This is a genomic window from Nitratidesulfovibrio sp. 1201_IL3209 (assembly GCF_036763125.1).
In the GTDB taxonomy this organism is placed as follows: domain Bacteria; phylum Desulfobacterota; class Desulfovibrionia; order Desulfovibrionales; family Desulfovibrionaceae; genus Cupidesulfovibrio.
Genome location: NZ_JBAIYT010000002.1, coordinates 16,406 through 33,530, shown reverse-complemented (window position 1 = coordinate 33,530; position 17,125 = coordinate 16,406). Strand labels below are relative to the sequence as shown.

Genomic DNA, 17,125 nt, shown 5'->3' with positions numbered 1-17,125 from the left:
TGGTCGGTTGCGGAACGCGCGGCGGGCCGGACAGGCGATCAGGCCGAACAGGTGATCAGGCCGAACAGGTGATCAGGCCAGACAGCCACGCTTCCAGTTCGCGGGCCTTGCTGTCAAGTTCGCAGTGGGTGGCGCAGGCCCGGCGCGCGGCGTGCTTCATCTCCACCAGGTCTTCGTCCGGCAGGGTCAGCGCCTTGCGCAGCATGTCCGCGAATTCGGCCGGACCGGCGGCATAGGGCAGCAACCAGGGCTCCAGTTCGGGCGTGTACACCTCGCGTACCCCGCCCACGTCGCGGGCCACGGGCAGCAGCCCCTGGGCCAGCGCCTCCTGCAGGGTGTTGGGCAGCCCTTCGCTGAGCGAGGCCAACAGGAACACGTCGGCCCGCTCCAGCAGTTCCGGCACCCTGGTGGTGAAGCCGTGCCAGCGGATGCGCTCCGCGATGCCCAGCGAGGCGGCAAGTTCCTTCAGGTACGCTTCGTGCGAGCCGGTGCCCGCCACGTCCAGTTCGAAGGGCAGGTCCAGGCTGGCCAGGGCGCGCAGCAGGGTTTCGTGCCCCTTGTCGGGGTTCAGCTGCTGCGTGGCCACCAGCCGCCGGGGTGTGGACACGGACAGCGGCCCGGTGGCCACCCGCTTGGCCGTGAGCACCACGTGCACGTCGTCGGCCCGCAGGTAGGGCAGGCTGGTCAGGAAGCCGTCGGCTATGTACTGGCAGGAACAAAGAAATTTCGGGGCGATCCAGGCGTGCAGCAGGCGCGTCTTGAGGCGGTGGGGGATGTCGCCGGGCAGGCCGATCTGCTGCACCACGGGGATGTTCAGCAGGCGGGCGGCAACCCCGGCGGTGGCCAGGTCCTTGCCGATGTTGATGATCACCACGTCGGTGCGGTGCTCCGTGAACCGGCGGCGGAACCACGCGATGGTGGCGGGGTTGAGGTCGAAGCCGAAGCTGGCGGTCTCTCCGTGCCCCACGCGGCGTCTGGCCTGGTCCACGAAGGCCTGCTGGCGGCCGTAGACGCGCACGTCATGCCCGTAGGCGGAAAGGCGTTCGGCGAAATCGAGGATCCAGGTCTTTACTCCGCCCCATTTGCGGGTGCTGTTGACGAAGGCGATGTTCATGCGGCGTCCGGGGGAGTGTTGGGGGGAGCGCTGGGGGGAGCGCTGGCGAGCAGTTCGGCGCGCGCGGTGAGGGTGTTTTCGGCGTTGAGCACGGCGCCGATCATCACGCCCAGGTGGCCCATGGACACGGCCATCCACCAGGTGCGCAGAAAGTCGTGCGCGAACAGCGCCTCCACCAGATAGCACAGCCATCCGGCCAGGAAGAAGGCGGCCATGGTCCACATGTCGTACGGCGCGCCGGAACGCGGGAGGTTGCGGTATATCCGCCGCAGCCCCCAGATCAGCATGCCGAACAGGAAGACCATGGCGACGGCGAAGCCCAGCGCGCCGGTATCCACCAGAAACTGGATGTACACCGAATGCGGGTGCTGGATGCGGGGCGAGTTGATGACCGGTTGCAGCCCCAGCGCCTTGAAGGCCGGGCCGAACATGCCCATGCCCCAACCGGTCAGCGGGCGTTCCTGGATGACCTGCCAGGCCATGCGCCACAGTTCGATACGCCCGTCGCGCATGGCCGTTTCCAGGGTGATGCGCTGCGGGCCGAACAGCACGGCCAGGATGCCGAGACACGCGGGCGCCAGCAGGTACACGGGTTTCGGCCGGGTGAACAGGCACCACAGCAGGAACAGCGCGGCGGCCACGCCAAGATAGCCGCTCCTGGCCTGGGCGAAGACCCACAGGTAGATGCCCGGCGCGAGGATCAGCGCGGTGGCGGCGGCCCTGCGCCACGCGGACCGGGTCCGGGGCAGCATGGCCCACAGGCCGAAGGCGGGTACCAGCACGAGCGCCATGTAGTCGCCCACGCGGTAGGTGGACATGGAACCGGTGAGGCGTTTGGCCATGATGGCGGTGCCATGGATGAAGTCGTGGCCGGTGAGGTGCTGGTAGATGCCGTCCAGCCCTTCGTAGAAGCCCACCGTCACGAAGGCCCAGACCAGGCGGCGCATGTCGCGCATGTCGCGCGCGCATTCCATGGCCACGAAGGGCAGGGCGAAGCCCTTCCAGGCGTTGGGCAGCACGTAGACCAGGCTCTGGCGGGGGTCCAGCGACATGGCCGTCTTCACGCAGATGAGCCCGTAGAAGAGCACGAACAGCCACTTGAGCGGGAAACGGCGCAGGGCGGACTGCCGGTAGCCCCAGTAGTGGTAGGGCAGCAGGACCGCCAGGCACAGGATGGGTCCGGTTTCGCGAAAGGCCTGCCCCAGTGGAAAGGTGGCGATGGACAGCCAGAACAGCCAGAACAGCAGGGTGCGCGCCCATTCCGCCTTTTGCGGGTCCGGGGCGGCGCGAAAGCTATCCAGGGCGGCGGCCATGCGGGCCGTGGCGGTGTGATGGCGGATGTCGGTCATGCGGCAAACTATATCCCACCCCGTGAGCCGCGGGAAGGTGCTTGTGCGGACGGGACGGATGGTTCGAGCGGGAAGGTGAAGGTCAACGCGCGGTCCCCGCGAGGTTTCCGGCCAGCAGATCGGTGTAGATGGCGTGCAGGGCAACGGCGTAGCGGTCCATGGTGTGCGGGGCGGACAGGCGGCGTGCCGCGTCGGACAGCCGCTGGCGCAGGGCGTCGTCGCGCAGGATGGCGAGCAGCTTGTCCGCGATGTCGGCGGGTTCGGTTTCGCACACCAGCGATGCCTCGCCTGCCAGTTCCAGCATGGGCACATGGCGGGACACCACGCACGGCAGCCCGCAGTACATGGCCTCCAGCTGGGCGATGAGGAACCCCTCGAACTGCGAGGGCATGGCGAACACGTCGGCCGCCTTGTAGAAGGCCGCCACGTCCGGGCGGAATCCCGTCAGCGCCACATGGTCACGCAGGCCCAGCTCGTCGCGCAGGGCTTCCAGGCGGGGGCGCTCCGCCCCTTCGCCCACCAGGGCCAGCGATGCGGGCACGCCCGCGTCGCGCACCATGCGGATGGCCCGGATGAGCAGGTCGAAATTCTTCTGCCGCACGTAGCGGCCCACCGCCACCACCACCGGGCCGCTCAGGCCGAAGGCGGCGCGCAGGTCCAGCGGGGGCACGTCGAAGCGGCCCGCGTCGATGGCGTTGTACAGTACCTTCACCGGGCGGCCCGCCAGATTGTGGTCGGTGGCGACCACCTCGGCCACGGCCTTGGACACCGTGAGGTACAGCGTGGTGGCGTAGGACAGCAGATTGTCGGAAAGCCTGCGGTGCAGGCGTTTTTCGTGCTTGGTGTTGTGCAGGTGGGTGACCACCGGGATGCCCAGGCCCAGCGCGGAAATGCGCCCGTGATGGTTGGCGCTGATGTGCATGGTGTGGATGATGTCCGGGGAGAATTCGCGCAGCATGGCGCGCAGGCGTAGCGAGGTGTCCAGCCGGTGCGAGGCGATGGCACGGATGTGCGAGCCCACGCAGTGCACATCGATGCCCGCGGCCTGGTATTCCGGCAGCATCTGCCCCGTGCCCGAAAGGTTGAAGACGCGCGGCGTGACGAGGCCGTTGGCGCGGTAGGCCAGGGCCAGGTCGAACAGCCACTTTTCGATGCCGCCGAAGGGCAGCCCGCCGACGAGATAGGCGATCTTCATCCTGAGTTCCGGCTGATGGTTGCGGGAACATTGCCGCATGCGCGGCCGGGCAGATGTCGGCGTCCGGCCGTGCGGGCCGTGTCGGGCCGTGTCGGGCAGGCCGGGGCGCGAATGCTGAACGGTCCTACTCGCAGCCCGCCGCGCGGTCAAGGGTTGCTGACATGGAAAGCGGCGCGGGACGGGGGGCGGCCTTCCCGTGTGCGCGGCCCGTTCCGCCACTCCGGCCGGTGCCGACCGTGCGCCAGTTGGGGCCGCGCCGGCGGGCCGCCCGGGCCTGCCGCCCGCCTTCTGGCGCGGGGTTCGCCGTCCGCATGGGGGCGAACCCGCCCCCGCCGGGCGCGTTCATACTCCATCAGTTGATAAAGCTTAAGGTTGCGGGTACAAGGTTCAACATGTCCGCCCGGCGCATACTATTCCTCGCTCCGGCCACCGCCGTGACCCGAATCTTCCCCAAGCTGCGCGATGCGGGATTCGAGGTCGGCATCGCCGAGAACCTCAAGGGTGCCTCCGCCTTCATCCGCAAGTCGGGTCCGGCCGTGATCTTTTCGCGGCCCAGCCTGCCCGGATACAAGGTGGACGACCTGCTTGCCGTGGGCGCGGACGACCCCGCATTCCCCCCCGTCATCGTGTTTGCCGAAAAGGGTTCCGCCGAAGAGGCCGAGCGTTGCCTTTCGCTGGGCGCGCGCGACTACTGGCTGGAACCGCTGCTGTTCGAGAAGGTGGCGGCCGCGCTGCCCGCGCCGCGCCGCGCCGCCGCGCCCGCGCCCCCCTCGTCCACCCTGGGCGGCCGCACGCCCGAGCCGCGTCCCGGCGTGCCGCGCATCGTGGGCGACCACCCGGCCGTGCGCCGCGTGCTGGCCCTGGCCCGGCAGGTGGCTCCTTCGCGCGCCACGGTGCTCATTTCCGGCGAATCGGGCACCGGCAAGGAAATGTTCGCGCGGTTCCTGCACGGCTGGAGCGACCGGGCCGACGGCCCCTTCGTGGCCGTGAACTGCGCCGCCCTGCCGGAACACCTGCTGGAAAGCGAACTGTTCGGCCACGAGAAGGGCGCCTTCACCGGGGCCATCGCCCGCAAGCTGGGCAAGTTCGAGCTGGCCAGCGGCGGCACCATCCTGCTGGACGAAATTTCCGAGATGGACCTTGGCTTGCAGGCCAAGCTGCTGCGCGTGTTGCAGGAAGGCGAGATCGACCGCGTGGGCGGCACCGAGACGGTGAAGGTGGACGTGCGCGTGCTGGCCACCACCAACCGCGACCTGGACGACTGGGTGAAGCAGGGCAAGTTCCGGCAGGACCTGTTCTTCCGCCTCAACGTCATTCCCCTGCGCCTGCCCGCCCTGCATGAGCGCGGCGACGACGTGCTGGTGCTGGCCCATCATTTCGCGGCCACCTACGTGCGCGAGTACGGCCTGGCCCCGGCGGAATTCGCGCCGGACGCGGAGGAATGGCTGCAACGCTACGACTGGCCCGGCAACGTGCGCGAATTGCAGAACCTGATGGAGCGCGCCGTGCTGCTGGCCGGGGGGCGGCCCATCACCACCCGGCACTTCTTGCTGGATCCCGACACCTGGCCGCTGTTCGAGGAGGGCGACCTGCCCCCCGGCGCCGAAGGGGACGGGGACGCCGCATCGCCCCTTGCCGGGACGGGGGGTGACGGCGCGATTTCGGCCGGCGGCCCGGCTGGCGGGCCTGACGGCGGCGGTTCCTTCCCCGGCGGGGTCATTCCGCTGCACGAGATGGAGCGCATCATGATCCTGAAGGGGCTGGAGGTCACCTCCGGCAACCGCACCCAGGCGGCGGAACTGCTGGGCATCTCGGTGCGCACCCTGCGCAACAAGCTCAACGAATACCGCGGAATGGGCATAGAAGTGGCCTGACGCCCCTTGCGGGCCGCGGTGATGTGCACTACACCGGACGAACCGCCCGGAACCCCTCGCGCGGGTTCGCGGGCGGTTGCGGCATGAGGCCCCCGCCAAGGGAGCCGCCCCGTGCCGCGCATCCCCTGCTGTTGCGCGTAACGTTCCGCATGACGTTTCGCATGACGTCTCGCGGACGCCTGCCCCCCGTGGAGCAGGCCCGCAGCCATGCGATCCATTGTGTCCCGAGGTCCTTCGGCCCGCCGGACGAACCAGCATACGGGCGGCGCGGGTGCGCACGCCATACCGGCAACGCCGAATCCACGAGGGTAGCATGTCCATGAACCTTACGCAGAAGATCATCGCGGCGCATCTCGTCAGCGGAGAGATGGCGCCGGGGGCCGAAATCGGCCTGCGCATCGACCAGACCCTGACCCAGGACGCCACCGGCACCATGGCCTACCTGCAATTCGAGGCCATGGGCGTGGACCGCGTGCGCACCGACCTTTCGGTGAGCTACGTGGACCACAACACCCTGCAGATGGGCTTCCGCAACCCGGACGACCACCGTTTCCTGCGTACTGTCGCCGCCAAGCACGGCGTGATCTTCTCGCCCCCCGGCACCGGCATCTGTCATCAACTGCACCTGGAGAATTTCGCGCTGCCCGGCGCCACGCTGGTGGGCTCGGACAGCCACACCCCCACGGCGGGCGGCATCGGCAGCCTGGCCATGGGCGCGGGCGGCCTTTCCGTGGCCCTGGCCATGGCGGGCGAGCCGTACTTCATCTCCATGCCCCGCGTGGTCAGGGTGCGCCTGGAAGGCCGCCTGACCGGCTGGGCGTCCGCCAAGGACGTCATCCTGCACCTGCTCGGCCTGCTCACGGTCAAGGGCGGGGTGGGCAAGGTGTTCGAGTTCGCCGGGCCGGGCGTGGCCACCCTGAGCGTGCCCGAGCGCGCCGTCATCACCAACATGGGCGCGGAACTGGGGGCCACGACCTCCATCTTCCCCAGCGACGAACGCACCCGCGCCTTCCTGGCCTCCATGGGCCGCGAGGGCGACTGGAAGGAACTCCGCGCGGACGACGGCGCGGCCTGTGACGACGAGATCGTCATCGACCTTTCCGCGCTGGCGCCGCTGGTGGCCCAGCCGCACATGCCCGACCGGGTGGTGCCCGTGGCGGAACTGGCGGGCCTTGGGGTGGATCAGGTGGCCATCGGCTCGTGCACCAACTCGTCCTACGCCGACCTGCGCATGGTGGCCGAGGTGTTGCGCGGCAAGCTGGTCAGCGTGGGCACCGACACCATGGTCTCGCCCGGCTCCAAGCAGGTGCTGAAGATGCTGGCCGCCGAAGGGCTGGTGGAACCCCTGCTGGACGCGGGCGTGCGCATCCTTGAATGTTCGTGCGGCCCGTGCATCGGCATGGGCGGCTCGCCCGTGTCGGGCGGGGTCAGCGTGCGCACCTTCAACCGCAACTTTGAAGGCCGCAGCGGCACCAGGGACGCCAGGGTGTACCTGGTCTCGCCGCTCACCGCCGCCATGGCCGCGCTGCACGGGCGGTTCACCGACCCGGCCACCTGGGGCACTCCCCCGGCCCAGCCGGAACTGCCGGAGAAGGCCCCCTCCATCCGCCATCTGTTCGTCTTCCCGCCCGAGGACGGCAGCGGGGTGGAAGTGCTGCGCGGGCCCAACATCGTGGCCCTGGAGCAGTTCACGCCCATGGACGACACGGTGCAGGCGCGGATCGTCATCAAGCTGGGCGACGACATCACCACCGACCACATCATGCCCGCCGGGGCGGAGATCACCTCGCTGCGCTCCAACGTGCCCGCCATCGCGCAGCACGTCTTCGGCCGGGTGGACGCGGACTTCGTGGCCCGCGCCAGGGCGGCGGGCGCCGGGGTCATCGTGGCCGGGGACAACTACGGGCAGGGTTCCAGCCGCGAGCACGCGGCCCTGGCCCCGCGCCACCTGGGCATCCGCGCGGTCATCGTGCGCTCGCTGGCGCGCATCCACCGCGCCAACCTGGTCAACTTCGGCATCCTGCCGCTGATCCTGTGCGACCGGGCCGACTACGACAGGCTGGCCGTGGGCGGCGCGGTGACCATTCCCGCGTCGGCCATCGCCGCCGGGGGCGAGGTGGACGTGCAGGTGGAGGGCGTGGGCGCCGTCCGCGTCCGGAACGATTTGACGCAAAAGGAATTGGATATTATCCGGGCAGGCGGGCTGCTGAATCACGTCCGTCTTTCCAGAAAACAGTAGGGTGTCCTTGCCGGGGCTCCGCACGGAGCCTCCGGCACCCCCCGGCCCCCCGACGCAACTGGCGCACCGCCCGAACGCACCGCGCAGACGCACCGGGGGGGCATTGGCGCACACCTCAATGGAGTCTCTCAATGCTTGAACTGATCCGTGCCCACGCGCAGTCGTGGGGCGTGAAGATTGCCTTCGGCGTCATCATCATCGTGTTCGTCTTCTGGGGCGTCGGCTCCATGAGCAACGGCCCCACGGGCGCCGTGGCCACGGTGAACAAGAAGCCCATCACGGTGCAGGAATTCGGGCGCGAATACGAGCGCCAGGTGGAGGCGTTGCGCGGCCGCTACCCCGGCATCAGCGCCGAGGACATGAAGCAGATGGGCCTCAAGCGCCAGGTGTTGCAGGCCATGATCACCGAACGCCTGCTGGCCGACGAGGCCGCGCGCATCGGGCTTTCGGTGGCTCCGGCCGAACTGCGCCGCTCCATCGAGTCCATCGTGGCCTTCCGCAACGGCGACGGCAGGTTCGACGCCGACGTGTACCGCTCCGTGCTCAAGGGCCAGCAGACCACGCCCGGCCGCTTCGAGGACGGCATCCGTCGCGACATGCTGCTGCAGAAGCTGCGCGACCGGATCACCTCGCCCGCCTCGGTCACCGACGAAGAGGCCCGCGCCCTGTTCGACTACGGCCGCGAGCGCCGCTCCATCGAATACGTGCTGTTCCCGCTGGAAGACTACGTGCTCAAGGTGACCCCCACCGACGAGCAGATCGCCGAGCGCTACAACGAAAACCTGGACGCCTGGCGCAACCCGCAGCGCATCAGCCTGGACGCGGTCACCCTGACCCCGGCCAGCCTGGCCGCCGCCGTGGAGATTCCCGAGTCGGCCGTGGCCGCCTTCTACGCGGACAACGCCGAAACCTACTTCGTGGTGCCCGAGCGCGTGCGCGCCCGGCACATCCTGTTCATGGCCCAGGAAGGGGCCAGCCAGGAAGAGGACGCCGCCGCCCGCGCCAAGGCCGAGGACGTCATCGCCCAGTTGAAGAAGGGCAAGGACTTCGCCGCGCTGGCCAGGCTGTCCGACGACAAGGGCAGCGGCGCGCAGGGTGGCGACCTTGGCTGGTTCACCAAGGGCCAGATGGTGCCCCCCTTCGAGGAGGCCGTGTTCGCCCTGAAGCCCGGCGAGGTCAGCGCCCCCGTGCGCACCGCCTTCGGCTGGCACGTCATCAGGCTGGATGCGCACGAGGCCCAGCGCACCCGCACCCTGGACGAGGTACGCGGCGAGATCCGCCAGCGCCTGGGCGAGGAAAAGGCTTCGGAACGGATGCACGAGGCCCTGGACACCGCCCTGGAAATGGCCGGGGCGGGCAAGTCCATCGACGACATCGCCAAGGCGCTGAAGCTGGAGCACAAGCCCACCGGCCTGTTCTCCCGCGCCGACGCGGGCGTTGCCGTGGGCCTGAAGGGCCAGTCCGTGGGCGCCGCGTTCTCCACCCCTGCGGGCACGGTCATCGACACTCCGCTGGAAATCGAGGGCGGCTACATGATCGCCGCCGTGCTGGAATCGCAGCCGGAAAGCGTGACCCCGCTGGAAAAGGTGAAGGAAGAGGTGGCCGCCCAGGTGCGCCGCGTGGAAGGCGCAAAGCTGGCCGTCAAGGCCGCGCAGGAAGCCGGGGCCAAGCTGGCCGATGGCCTGCCCTCCGACCTCGCCGCCAGGGTGAAGACCGCCGAGCCCTTCGGCCGCAACGGCGTCATCGCCCCCTTCGGCCAGAGCCGCGCCCTGGTGGACGCCGCCTTTGCCGCCGCCCCCGGCGCGTGGCAGGCCACCCCGGTGGACACCTCTGCGGGCGCGGTGCTGTTCCGGGTCAAGGACGTGCAGCATCCCACCGACGCCGAATGGTCCGCCGCCGCCGAAACGGTGCGCGCCACCGTGTTGTCCGCCAAGCGCGAGGAACTCTTCCGGGTGTTCGTGGGCGAACTGTCCTCGGCCGCCAAGATCGAGTTGCGCAACGCCAAGCTCATCGACGACTAGCCGTCGATCGCCGACCGAAACCGCACAAGGCCGCCCCTCCTCATGGAAGGGCGGCCTTTCCGTCTTTGCCCCGCATCATGTGCAGGGCTTCGAGCACGCCGGGGGCATGCCGTCCGCAGGTTGCGCGGGGCAGGGCAGGCAGACGCCCCGCCGGGGCTCCGGCCTTGGCCGCGCGCGGCCGGGCGGTAAGCGCTTGACAGCGCGGGCGGGGCAGGGCAAGGGAGGCGTCACCGCAACGGGAGCCCGGCGATGCGCCGCAAGACAGGCCGCATCCGTCCCGGCTCCGCAACCCGCAGGAACCCGTCGTGCGCACCGCAGACTCCTACCGCAAGGTCTTTCCCGTCACCTGGGAACAGCTTCACCGCGACGCCAAGGCGCTGTCGTGGCGGCTGCTGGAGAAAGGGCCCTGGACCGGCATCATCGCCATCACCCGGGGGGGCCTGGTGCCCGCCGCCATCATCGCCCGCGAACTGGGGGTGCACCTCATCGACACGGTGTGCATCACCAGCTACAAATGGCAGGACCAGTCCAGCCGCCTGGAAGTGCTCAAGGGCATGCAGGGCGACGGCGAGGGCTGGCTGATGGTGGACGACCTGGTGGACACCGGCCGCACGGCCAAGGCGGTGCGCGAAATGCTGCCCAAGGCCCACTTCGCCACCGTGTACGCCAAGCCCGAAGGACGCCCCCTGGTGGACACCTACATCACCGAAGTCAGCCAGGATACATGGATTCTCTTCCCGTGGGACTCGGAGGTGCAGTACGTGCAGCCCCTTGTCAACCAGCGGGAAGCGGGCTAGAAATCTCTTTTTCCGCATCAGTGTCGGCGCCGCGCCAAGCGGCCTCGCCGCCGGCGATCCTGTCGGCCTCGCCGCCCGGAACGTTCCCGGCCGCGAGCCCTGATGCATTGCCTCTGGTACATCAGCGGACGGGCAACCGCCGTCCGTGGCCGTATACCGTTCCATTCACCCAGCCCCCGAGGAGGCTCCCGATGCGCAAATCCGTATCCGCGATGTTGCTGGTTGCCGCCATGCTGCTCATGGCCGCCCTGACCGGCTGCGGCGAAGACAAGAAGCCCGCCGAGGCCCCCAAGGCCGAACAGAAGCCGGCGGCCGCCGCGCCCGCACCCGCTCCTGTGAAGGACATGCAGGTCGGCTTTGTCTACGTTTCGCCCGTGGGCGACGTGGGCTGGTCCTGGGCGCACGACCAGGCCCGCAAGGCCATCGCGGAAATGCCCGGCGTGACCACCTCGTTCGTGGAATCGGTGCCCGAAGGGGCCGACGCCGAACGCGTCATCCAGAACATGGCGCGCAAGGGCTTCGACATCATCTTCACCACCAGCTTCGGGTACATGGACCCCACGCTGAAGGTGGCGGAACAGTTCCCCAACATCACCTTCATGCACTGCTCGGGCTACAAGACCGCGCCCAACATGAGCAACTACTTCGGGCGCATGTACCAGGCCCGCTACCTGACCGGCATGGTGGCCGGCGCCATGACCAAGTCGAACATCCTCGGCTACGTGGCGGCCTTCCCCATCCCCGAGGTGATTCGCGGCATCAACGCCTACACCCTGGGCGTGCGCGCCGTGAACCCCAAGGCCGAGGTGCGCGTGGTGTGGACCAAGACCTGGTACGACCCGGCCACCGAAAAGGAAGCAGCCAAGAGCCTGCTGGACGTGGGCGCCGACGTCATCGCCCAGCACCAGGATTCCCCCGGCCCGCAGGAGGCCGCCCAGGAACGCGGCGTGTACTCCGTGGGCTACAACTCGGACATGAGCCAGTTCGCCCCCAAGTCGCACCTCACCTCCGCCATGTGGAACTGGACCCCGTTCTACAAGGATGTGGTGGAAAAGGTCCGCAAGGGTGAATGGAAGTCCGGCGCGTTCTGGCCCGGCATCGATACCGGCATCGTGGGCATCGCCCCCTACGGCGACATGGTGCCGCAGGACGTGCGCGCCAAGGTGGACGCACGCAAGGCCGAGATCGTGTCCGGCGCCTACAAGGTGTTCTCCGGCCCGGTGAAGGACCAGAGCGGCGCCGTGCGCGTGGCCGAGGGCCAGGTGCTTTCCGACCAGGACATGCTGGGCATGACCTGGTTCGTGGAAGGCGTGGTCGGTTCCACCCAGTAGCCGCGGCCAAGAACCGGAGCCCCCTGTCCATGTTCCTCCCCAGAGTCGTGAAACGGCAGGAGCCCCTTCAGTGGGGCTCCTTTTTCATTTTCGCGGCGGCCCTCGTCGTTTCGCTGGGGGTCAGCTGCGCGTTGCTCGCCGTGCACGGCAAGCCGCCGTTGAAGGCGCTGGCGGTCCTGTGGTCGGGCGGCTTCGGCGGTCCCTTCGCGCTGGAAGACACGCTGCTGAAATCCATCCCCATCTTCCTGTGTTCGCTGGGGGTGGCCGTATCGTTCCGCATGCAGGTGTGGAACATCGGCGCCGAGGGGCAGTTCGCCCTGGGCGCGGTGGGGGCCACATGGGCCGTGCTGGCCTTTCCGGGCCTGCCCGTGTGGGCCATGATGCCGGTGATGTTCCTGTGCGCCGCCGCGGCGGGCGGGTTGTGGGCGGCGGTGCCCGCCGTGCTGCGCCTGCGTTTCGGCATGAACGAGATCATCTCCACGCTGATGTTCAACTACATCGGCATCCTGTTCCTGCAATTCCTGGTCTACGGCGCGTGGAAGGACCCGACCAGCTTCGGCTTTCCCATGACCCCCATCTTTCCCGAGGCCGCCATCATCGGCCCAATATCCCCGGCCACCCTGGGCCGGGTGCACTGGGGCCTTGCGGTGTGCGCGGGCGTGGCCGTGCTGCTGGCCGTGTTCCTGAAGCGCACCCGCCTCGGCTTCGAATTGCTGGCCGGGGGCGAAAACCCCCGCGCCGCCCGCTACGCCCGCATGCCCTACAACCTGCTGGTGCTGCTGGTCATGTCGCTGTGCGGCGCGCTGGCGGGCTTTGCCGGATGCATCGAGACATCGGCCACGGTCAACCGCCTGCAACCCAGCATCATGGTGGGCTACGGCTACACCGCCATCGTGGTGGCCTGGCTGTCGCGCCTGCGCATCGGTTCCATCGCCTGTTTCGCCTTTTTGCTGGCGGGCTTGCGTGTGGGCGTCGAACACCTGCAACTGGATTTGCAGGTGCCCGCCGCCTTCGGGGGCATCCTTGAAGGCATGATCCTGCTCTCGGTGCTGGCCGGGCAGTTCTTCGACCGTTACCGCTTCACGCTGCACGGGAGGAGCTAGCATGGACATGGATACCGCGCTGCTGCTCTCCATCCTGGCCGCCACGGTGCAGTCGGGCACGCCCATCCTGTACGCCACCCTGGGCGAGATGTTCACCGAACGCTCCGGCGTGCTGAACCTGGGCGTGGAAGGCATGATGATCGTGGGCGCGTTCACCGCCTTTCTGGCCACCCACCTCACCGGCAATCCGTGGGCCGGGGTGCTGGCCGCCGGGCTGTGCGGGGGCGGGCTGTCCCTGCTGCACGGGGTGGTCTGTCTGGTCTTTCAGGGCAACCAGGTGGTGTCGGGCCTTGCCCTGACCATCCTGGGCCTGGGGCTGGCCGACTTTCTGGGCACGCCGTACGTGGGCATCACCACCACCGGCTTCCAGTCCTTCGCCGTGCCGGTGCTGGCCGACATCCCCGTGCTGGGGCCCGTCTTCTTCCGGCACGACGCGCTGGTCTACCTTTCGTACCTGCTGCCGCCGCTGTTCTGGCTGTTCATGGCCCGCACCCGGCCGGGGCTGGCCCTGCGCGCCGCGGGCGAACACCCGGCCGCCGCATCCGCCGCCGGGCTGTCGCCGGTGCGCATCCGCTGGTGCGGCATCTTCACGGGCGGCTTTCTGGCCGGGCTTGGCGGGGCCTACCTTTCGCTGGCCTACACCCATCTGTGGACCAACAACATGACCTCCGGGCGCGGCTGGATCGCCGTGGCGCTGGTCATCTTCGCCTTCTGGCGGCCGGGCCGCGCCGTGTTCGGCGCGTATCTGTTCGGCGGGGTGATGGCCCTGCAACTGCGCTTGCAGGCCATGGGGGCCAACCTGCCCTCGTCGCTGATGCTCATGCTGCCCTACGCGCTGACCGTGCTGGTGCTGCTGGTCTCGTCGGCGCGCGGCGGCGGGCGTGCCGCGCCCGCCGCGCTGGGCGTGAACATCGAGCCCGAGGAATGATGCCATGAGCGATACGCCGCATACCCCCGCCGCCGTGGCCCCGGAAACCCCGCGCCGCGCCCGCGAGGCCCATGCCCACCTGCCGCCCGTGGTGCGGCTGGACGGCATCTGCAAGTCGTTCGGCAAGGTGCGCGCCAACCACGACATCACGCTGAACATCCGCCCCGGCTGCATCAAGGCCCTGCTGGGCGAGAACGGCGCGGGCAAGTCCACGCTCATGTCCATCCTGGCGGGCAAGCTGCGCCAGGATGCGGGCGCCATCATCGTGGACGGCGCGCCCACGGTGTTCGCCTCGCCGCGCGACGCCCTGCGCGCGGGCATCGGCATGGTCTACCAGCACTTCATGCTGGTGGATTCCATGACCGTGGCCGAAAACGTGCTGCTGGGCCAGTCGCCCCACATGGTGCTGCGCCCCGCGCGCATGCGCGACGAGGTGGCCGCCCTGGCCGAACGCTACGGCTTGGCCGTGGACCCGGCGGCCCGCGTGGGCGGACTGTCCATGGGCGAGCGGCAGCGGGTGGAAATCCTGAAGCTGCTGTACCGCGACAGCCGCGTGCTGATCCTGGACGAGCCCACGGCCGTGCTCACCCCGCGCGAGACCGACCAGCTGTTCGAGGCCATGTGGCGCATGGCCGGTCAGGGCAAGGCGCTGGTGTTCATCAGCCACAAGTTGCAGGAAGTGCTGACCGTGGCCGACGAGATCGCCATCCTACGCCGGGGCGAGGTGGTGGACGAGTTCAGCGAGGCCGACGTGCCCAACCAGACCGTGCTGGCCAACCGCATGGTGGGCCGCGACGTGGTGTTGCAGGTGGACGCCAAGCGGCTGGCCCCGGTGGACACCGTGCTGTCCGTGGAACATCTTTCCGGCTCGGGCCTTTCCGACGTGTCGCTGGACGTGCGGCGCGGCGAGATCGTGGCCATCGCCGGGGTGGCGGGCAACGGGCAGAAGGAACTGGTGGAAGCCATCTGCGGCCTGGCCCGGCCCGAATCGGGCGAGGTGCGCATCCTTGGCCGCCCGTGGCGCGAATTCTTCGCCGGGCCTCCCGGCAGGCGCGGCCTGGCCTACATCCCCGAGGACCGGCAGGGCCTTGCCACCTGCCGCCAACTGGACCTGGTGGACAACTTCCTGCTGACCACCCGCAACATCTTTGCCAGGGGCGTGTTCCTGGACCGCACCGAGGCCATCAACGCCGTGAAGCGGGTGGTGTGGGAGTATAACGTGCAGCCGGGCGACATCACCGTGCCCGCGCGGGCGCTTTCGGGCGGCAACCTGCAAAAGCTGGTCATCGGGCGCGAGTTCTTCCGCAAGCCGGAGGTGATCGTGGCCGAAAACCCCACCCAGGGGCTGGATATCTCCGCCACCGAGGAAGTGTGGGGCAGGCTGCTGGAGGCGCGCTCCACCGCCGGGGTGCTGCTGGTCACCGGCGACCTGAACGAGGCGCTGGAACTGGCCGACCGCATCGCGGTGATGTACCGGGGCCGGTTCATCGACGTGTTCGACAGGGACGACACCGCCAAGGTGGAGGCCATCGGCCTGATGATGGCCGGGGTGCGCCCAGATCAGGCGGACGAGGCGGATACGCCGGAGTAGGGCCGCGCGTACGGATATTGCCAATGAAACGGCGGGCCATCCCATGGGATGGCCCGCCGTTTGGTCATGGGAAAGACGGGATGGGGGAGCGGGGCGCCTAGTTGGCGCAGCCGCACCCTCCTCCATTGCCGCCACCGCCGCAACCGCCCGGCCTGGGGGCGGACCCGGTGGCGCAGGCGCAGCCGGACGCGGGGGTGGCGGGACCGTTCGCGCAGGCGCAGCCGGTGGCGGCCCCGGCCCCGGCGTTGCGCGGGGTGCTGGTGAACGGGCTGCCCGCGCGCAGCTTGGGGGTGGCGGCGGACATCAGCCGGTTGCCCTGGCCGCCGCAGGCGGGGCAGGCGCAGGTTTCGGCGTCTCGGGCGCACAGTTCCTCGAACACGGCGCCGCATCCCTGGCAGGAGAATTCGTACATGGGCATGGGTGTGACCTTTGCGTGTCGGCCGGGTTCCGGCCGGTTCCGATGTGTGGTTCCGGTTGTAAGCAGTCGCCGAACGCGCTATTGATAGAATGCGCAAACACCCTCGCGCGGGGCCGCGTCCTTTCCGGCGGGCCGCTCCGGCGGGGGCATCGGCCCTGTGGCGTCCCCCTTGACGTCCCTTGGGCGTCCGCACTTCAATAACCATTTCGCACCGGGACGCAAGCGTTGCGCGGCACCGGCGCGCGCATCCCCTTCCCCCAACCCCCGACCGGCACGCCGGGCGGCGGCCACGTCCGCCACCGGGTGCGCCGGCGCAAAGGAGCACGGACATGGCAGTGAAGAAGATTCTGTTCCTGGTGGGCGATTTCGTGGAAGATTACGAAGTCATGGTACCGTTCCAGATGCTGCTGATGGTGGGGCACGACGTGCACGCGGTGTGCCCCGGCAAGAAGGCGGGCCAGCAGGTGCGCACGGCGGTGCACGACTTCGAGGGCGACCAGACCTACTCCGAAAAGCCGGGCCACAACTTCACCCTGAACGCCGACTTCGACGCGGTGAACACGGCCGACTACGACGCGCTGGTGATTCCCGGCGGCCGCGCCCCCGAGTACATCCGCCTGAACCCGCGCGTGGTGGAGATCGTGCGCGAGATGGCGGCGGCCAAAAAGCCCATCGCCTCGGTGTGCCACGGCCAGCAGCTGCTGGTGACGGCGGGCGTGGTCAAGGGGCTGACCTGCACCGCGTACCCCGCCGTGAAGCCGGACATCGAAGGCGCGGGCGGCACGTGGTGCGAGGTGAACGACACCTTCACCAACGCCTGCGTGGACGGCAATGTGGTCACCGCGCCCGCGTGGCCCGCGCACCCCGAGTGGATGCGCAAGTTCCTGGTGGTGCTGGGTTCGCGCATCGAACCTTAGGGCGTGTGTGCAAACAGTCCTTTTGCCCGCTGGCTTCGTCAAACTTCGCCTGCCATTGCGCTGCTGTCCTTATCCGTAAGGTTCGCAAGCTCACCTAACGGCTAAGGCTCAGTCAAATACCAAAGAGTATATTCCTTCATGGCAGGCTCGTTTTCCTCGCCAGCGAACAAAAAACTGGTTTGCAAACACGCCCTGGATACCGCCCTCGTTTAAGATCGAAACGCGACGTCCGGCGAACCCGCCGGACG

13 protein-coding genes are annotated in these 17,125 nt (G+C 68.9%); 9 read left to right on the top strand and 4 right to left on the bottom strand.

Features of this window, described 5'->3' with window-relative positions; translation table 11 throughout:
• Positions 1–55 precede the first annotated feature (55 nt).
• From V6B97_RS01705 to V6B97_RS01695, 3 genes are all read right to left on the bottom strand, one after another.
• Positions 56–1,114, bottom strand: coding sequence for a glycosyltransferase (locus V6B97_RS01705; protein ID WP_333504764.1), 1,059 nt, complete (start codon positions 1,112–1,114; stop codon positions 56–58).
• A complete protein-coding gene (locus V6B97_RS01700; protein ID WP_333504763.1) occupies positions 1,111–2,463 on the bottom strand; it encodes an O-antigen ligase family protein in 1,353 nt (450 codons plus the stop codon). The genes V6B97_RS01705 and V6B97_RS01700 overlap by 4 nt, the downstream gene beginning before the upstream one ends.
• Before the next feature lie 82 nt (positions 2,464–2,545).
• Positions 2,546–3,658, bottom strand: a complete 1,113-nt coding sequence (locus V6B97_RS01695; protein ID WP_333504762.1) for a glycosyltransferase — start codon at positions 3,656–3,658, stop codon at positions 2,546–2,548.
• Positions 3,659–4,050: 392 nt separating this feature from the next.
• Between V6B97_RS01695 and V6B97_RS01690 the strand changes: the two genes are divergently transcribed.
• From V6B97_RS01690 to V6B97_RS01655, 8 genes are all read left to right on the top strand, one after another.
• Positions 4,051–5,532 carry a sigma-54 dependent transcriptional regulator gene (locus tag V6B97_RS01690; protein WP_333504761.1) on the top strand — a complete coding sequence of 494 codons (1,482 nt, stop codon included), beginning with the start codon at positions 4,051–4,053 and terminating at the stop codon, positions 5,530–5,532.
• Positions 5,533–5,845: 313 nt separating this feature from the next.
• On the top strand, positions 5,846–7,771 hold the full coding sequence (locus V6B97_RS01685) for an aconitate hydratase (RefSeq protein ID WP_333504760.1): 1,926 nt from the start codon (positions 5,846–5,848) through the stop codon (positions 7,769–7,771).
• 131 nt (positions 7,772–7,902) lie between these two features.
• A complete protein-coding gene (locus V6B97_RS01680; RefSeq protein WP_333504759.1) occupies positions 7,903–9,792 on the top strand; it encodes a peptidylprolyl isomerase in 1,890 nt (629 codons plus the stop codon).
• Positions 9,793–10,097: 305 nt separating this feature from the next.
• Positions 10,098–10,589: a xanthine phosphoribosyltransferase gene (gene gpt, locus V6B97_RS01675; RefSeq protein WP_333504758.1), complete on the top strand. Its 492-nt coding sequence runs from the start codon at positions 10,098–10,100 to the stop codon at positions 10,587–10,589.
• A gap of 191 nt (positions 10,590–10,780) precedes the next feature.
• Complete coding sequence (locus tag V6B97_RS01670) at positions 10,781–11,920, top strand: BMP family ABC transporter substrate-binding protein (protein ID WP_333504757.1); 1,140 nt, start codon at positions 10,781–10,783, stop codon at positions 11,918–11,920.
• 29 nt (positions 11,921–11,949) lie between these two features.
• A complete protein-coding gene (locus V6B97_RS01665; protein WP_333504756.1) occupies positions 11,950–13,023 on the top strand; it encodes an ABC transporter permease in 1,074 nt (357 codons plus the stop codon).
• A gap of 7 nt (positions 13,024–13,030) precedes the next feature.
• Complete coding sequence (locus V6B97_RS01660) at positions 13,031–13,951, top strand: ABC transporter permease (protein ID WP_333504961.1); 921 nt, start codon at positions 13,031–13,033, stop codon at positions 13,949–13,951.
• Positions 13,952–13,955: 4 nt separating this feature from the next.
• The gene (locus tag V6B97_RS01655) at positions 13,956–15,542 is read left to right on the top strand and encodes an ABC transporter ATP-binding protein (RefSeq protein ID WP_333504755.1); all 1,587 of its coding nucleotides are present in this window, start codon (positions 13,956–13,958) and stop codon (positions 15,540–15,542) included.
• 97 nt (positions 15,543–15,639) lie between these two features.
• Here V6B97_RS01655 and V6B97_RS01650 read toward each other — a convergent pair whose 3' ends face one another.
• Positions 15,640–15,960 (bottom strand): zinc ribbon domain-containing protein, encoded by a 321-nt coding sequence (locus tag V6B97_RS01650; RefSeq protein WP_333504754.1) that lies wholly within the window; start codon positions 15,958–15,960, stop codon positions 15,640–15,642.
• 329 nt (positions 15,961–16,289) lie between these two features.
• On the opposite strand from V6B97_RS01650, the gene V6B97_RS01645 reads away from it, so the two are divergent.
• Positions 16,290–16,877, top strand: coding sequence for a DJ-1/PfpI family protein (locus V6B97_RS01645; protein WP_333504753.1), 588 nt, complete (start codon positions 16,290–16,292; stop codon positions 16,875–16,877).
• Positions 16,878–17,125 lie beyond the last annotated feature (248 nt).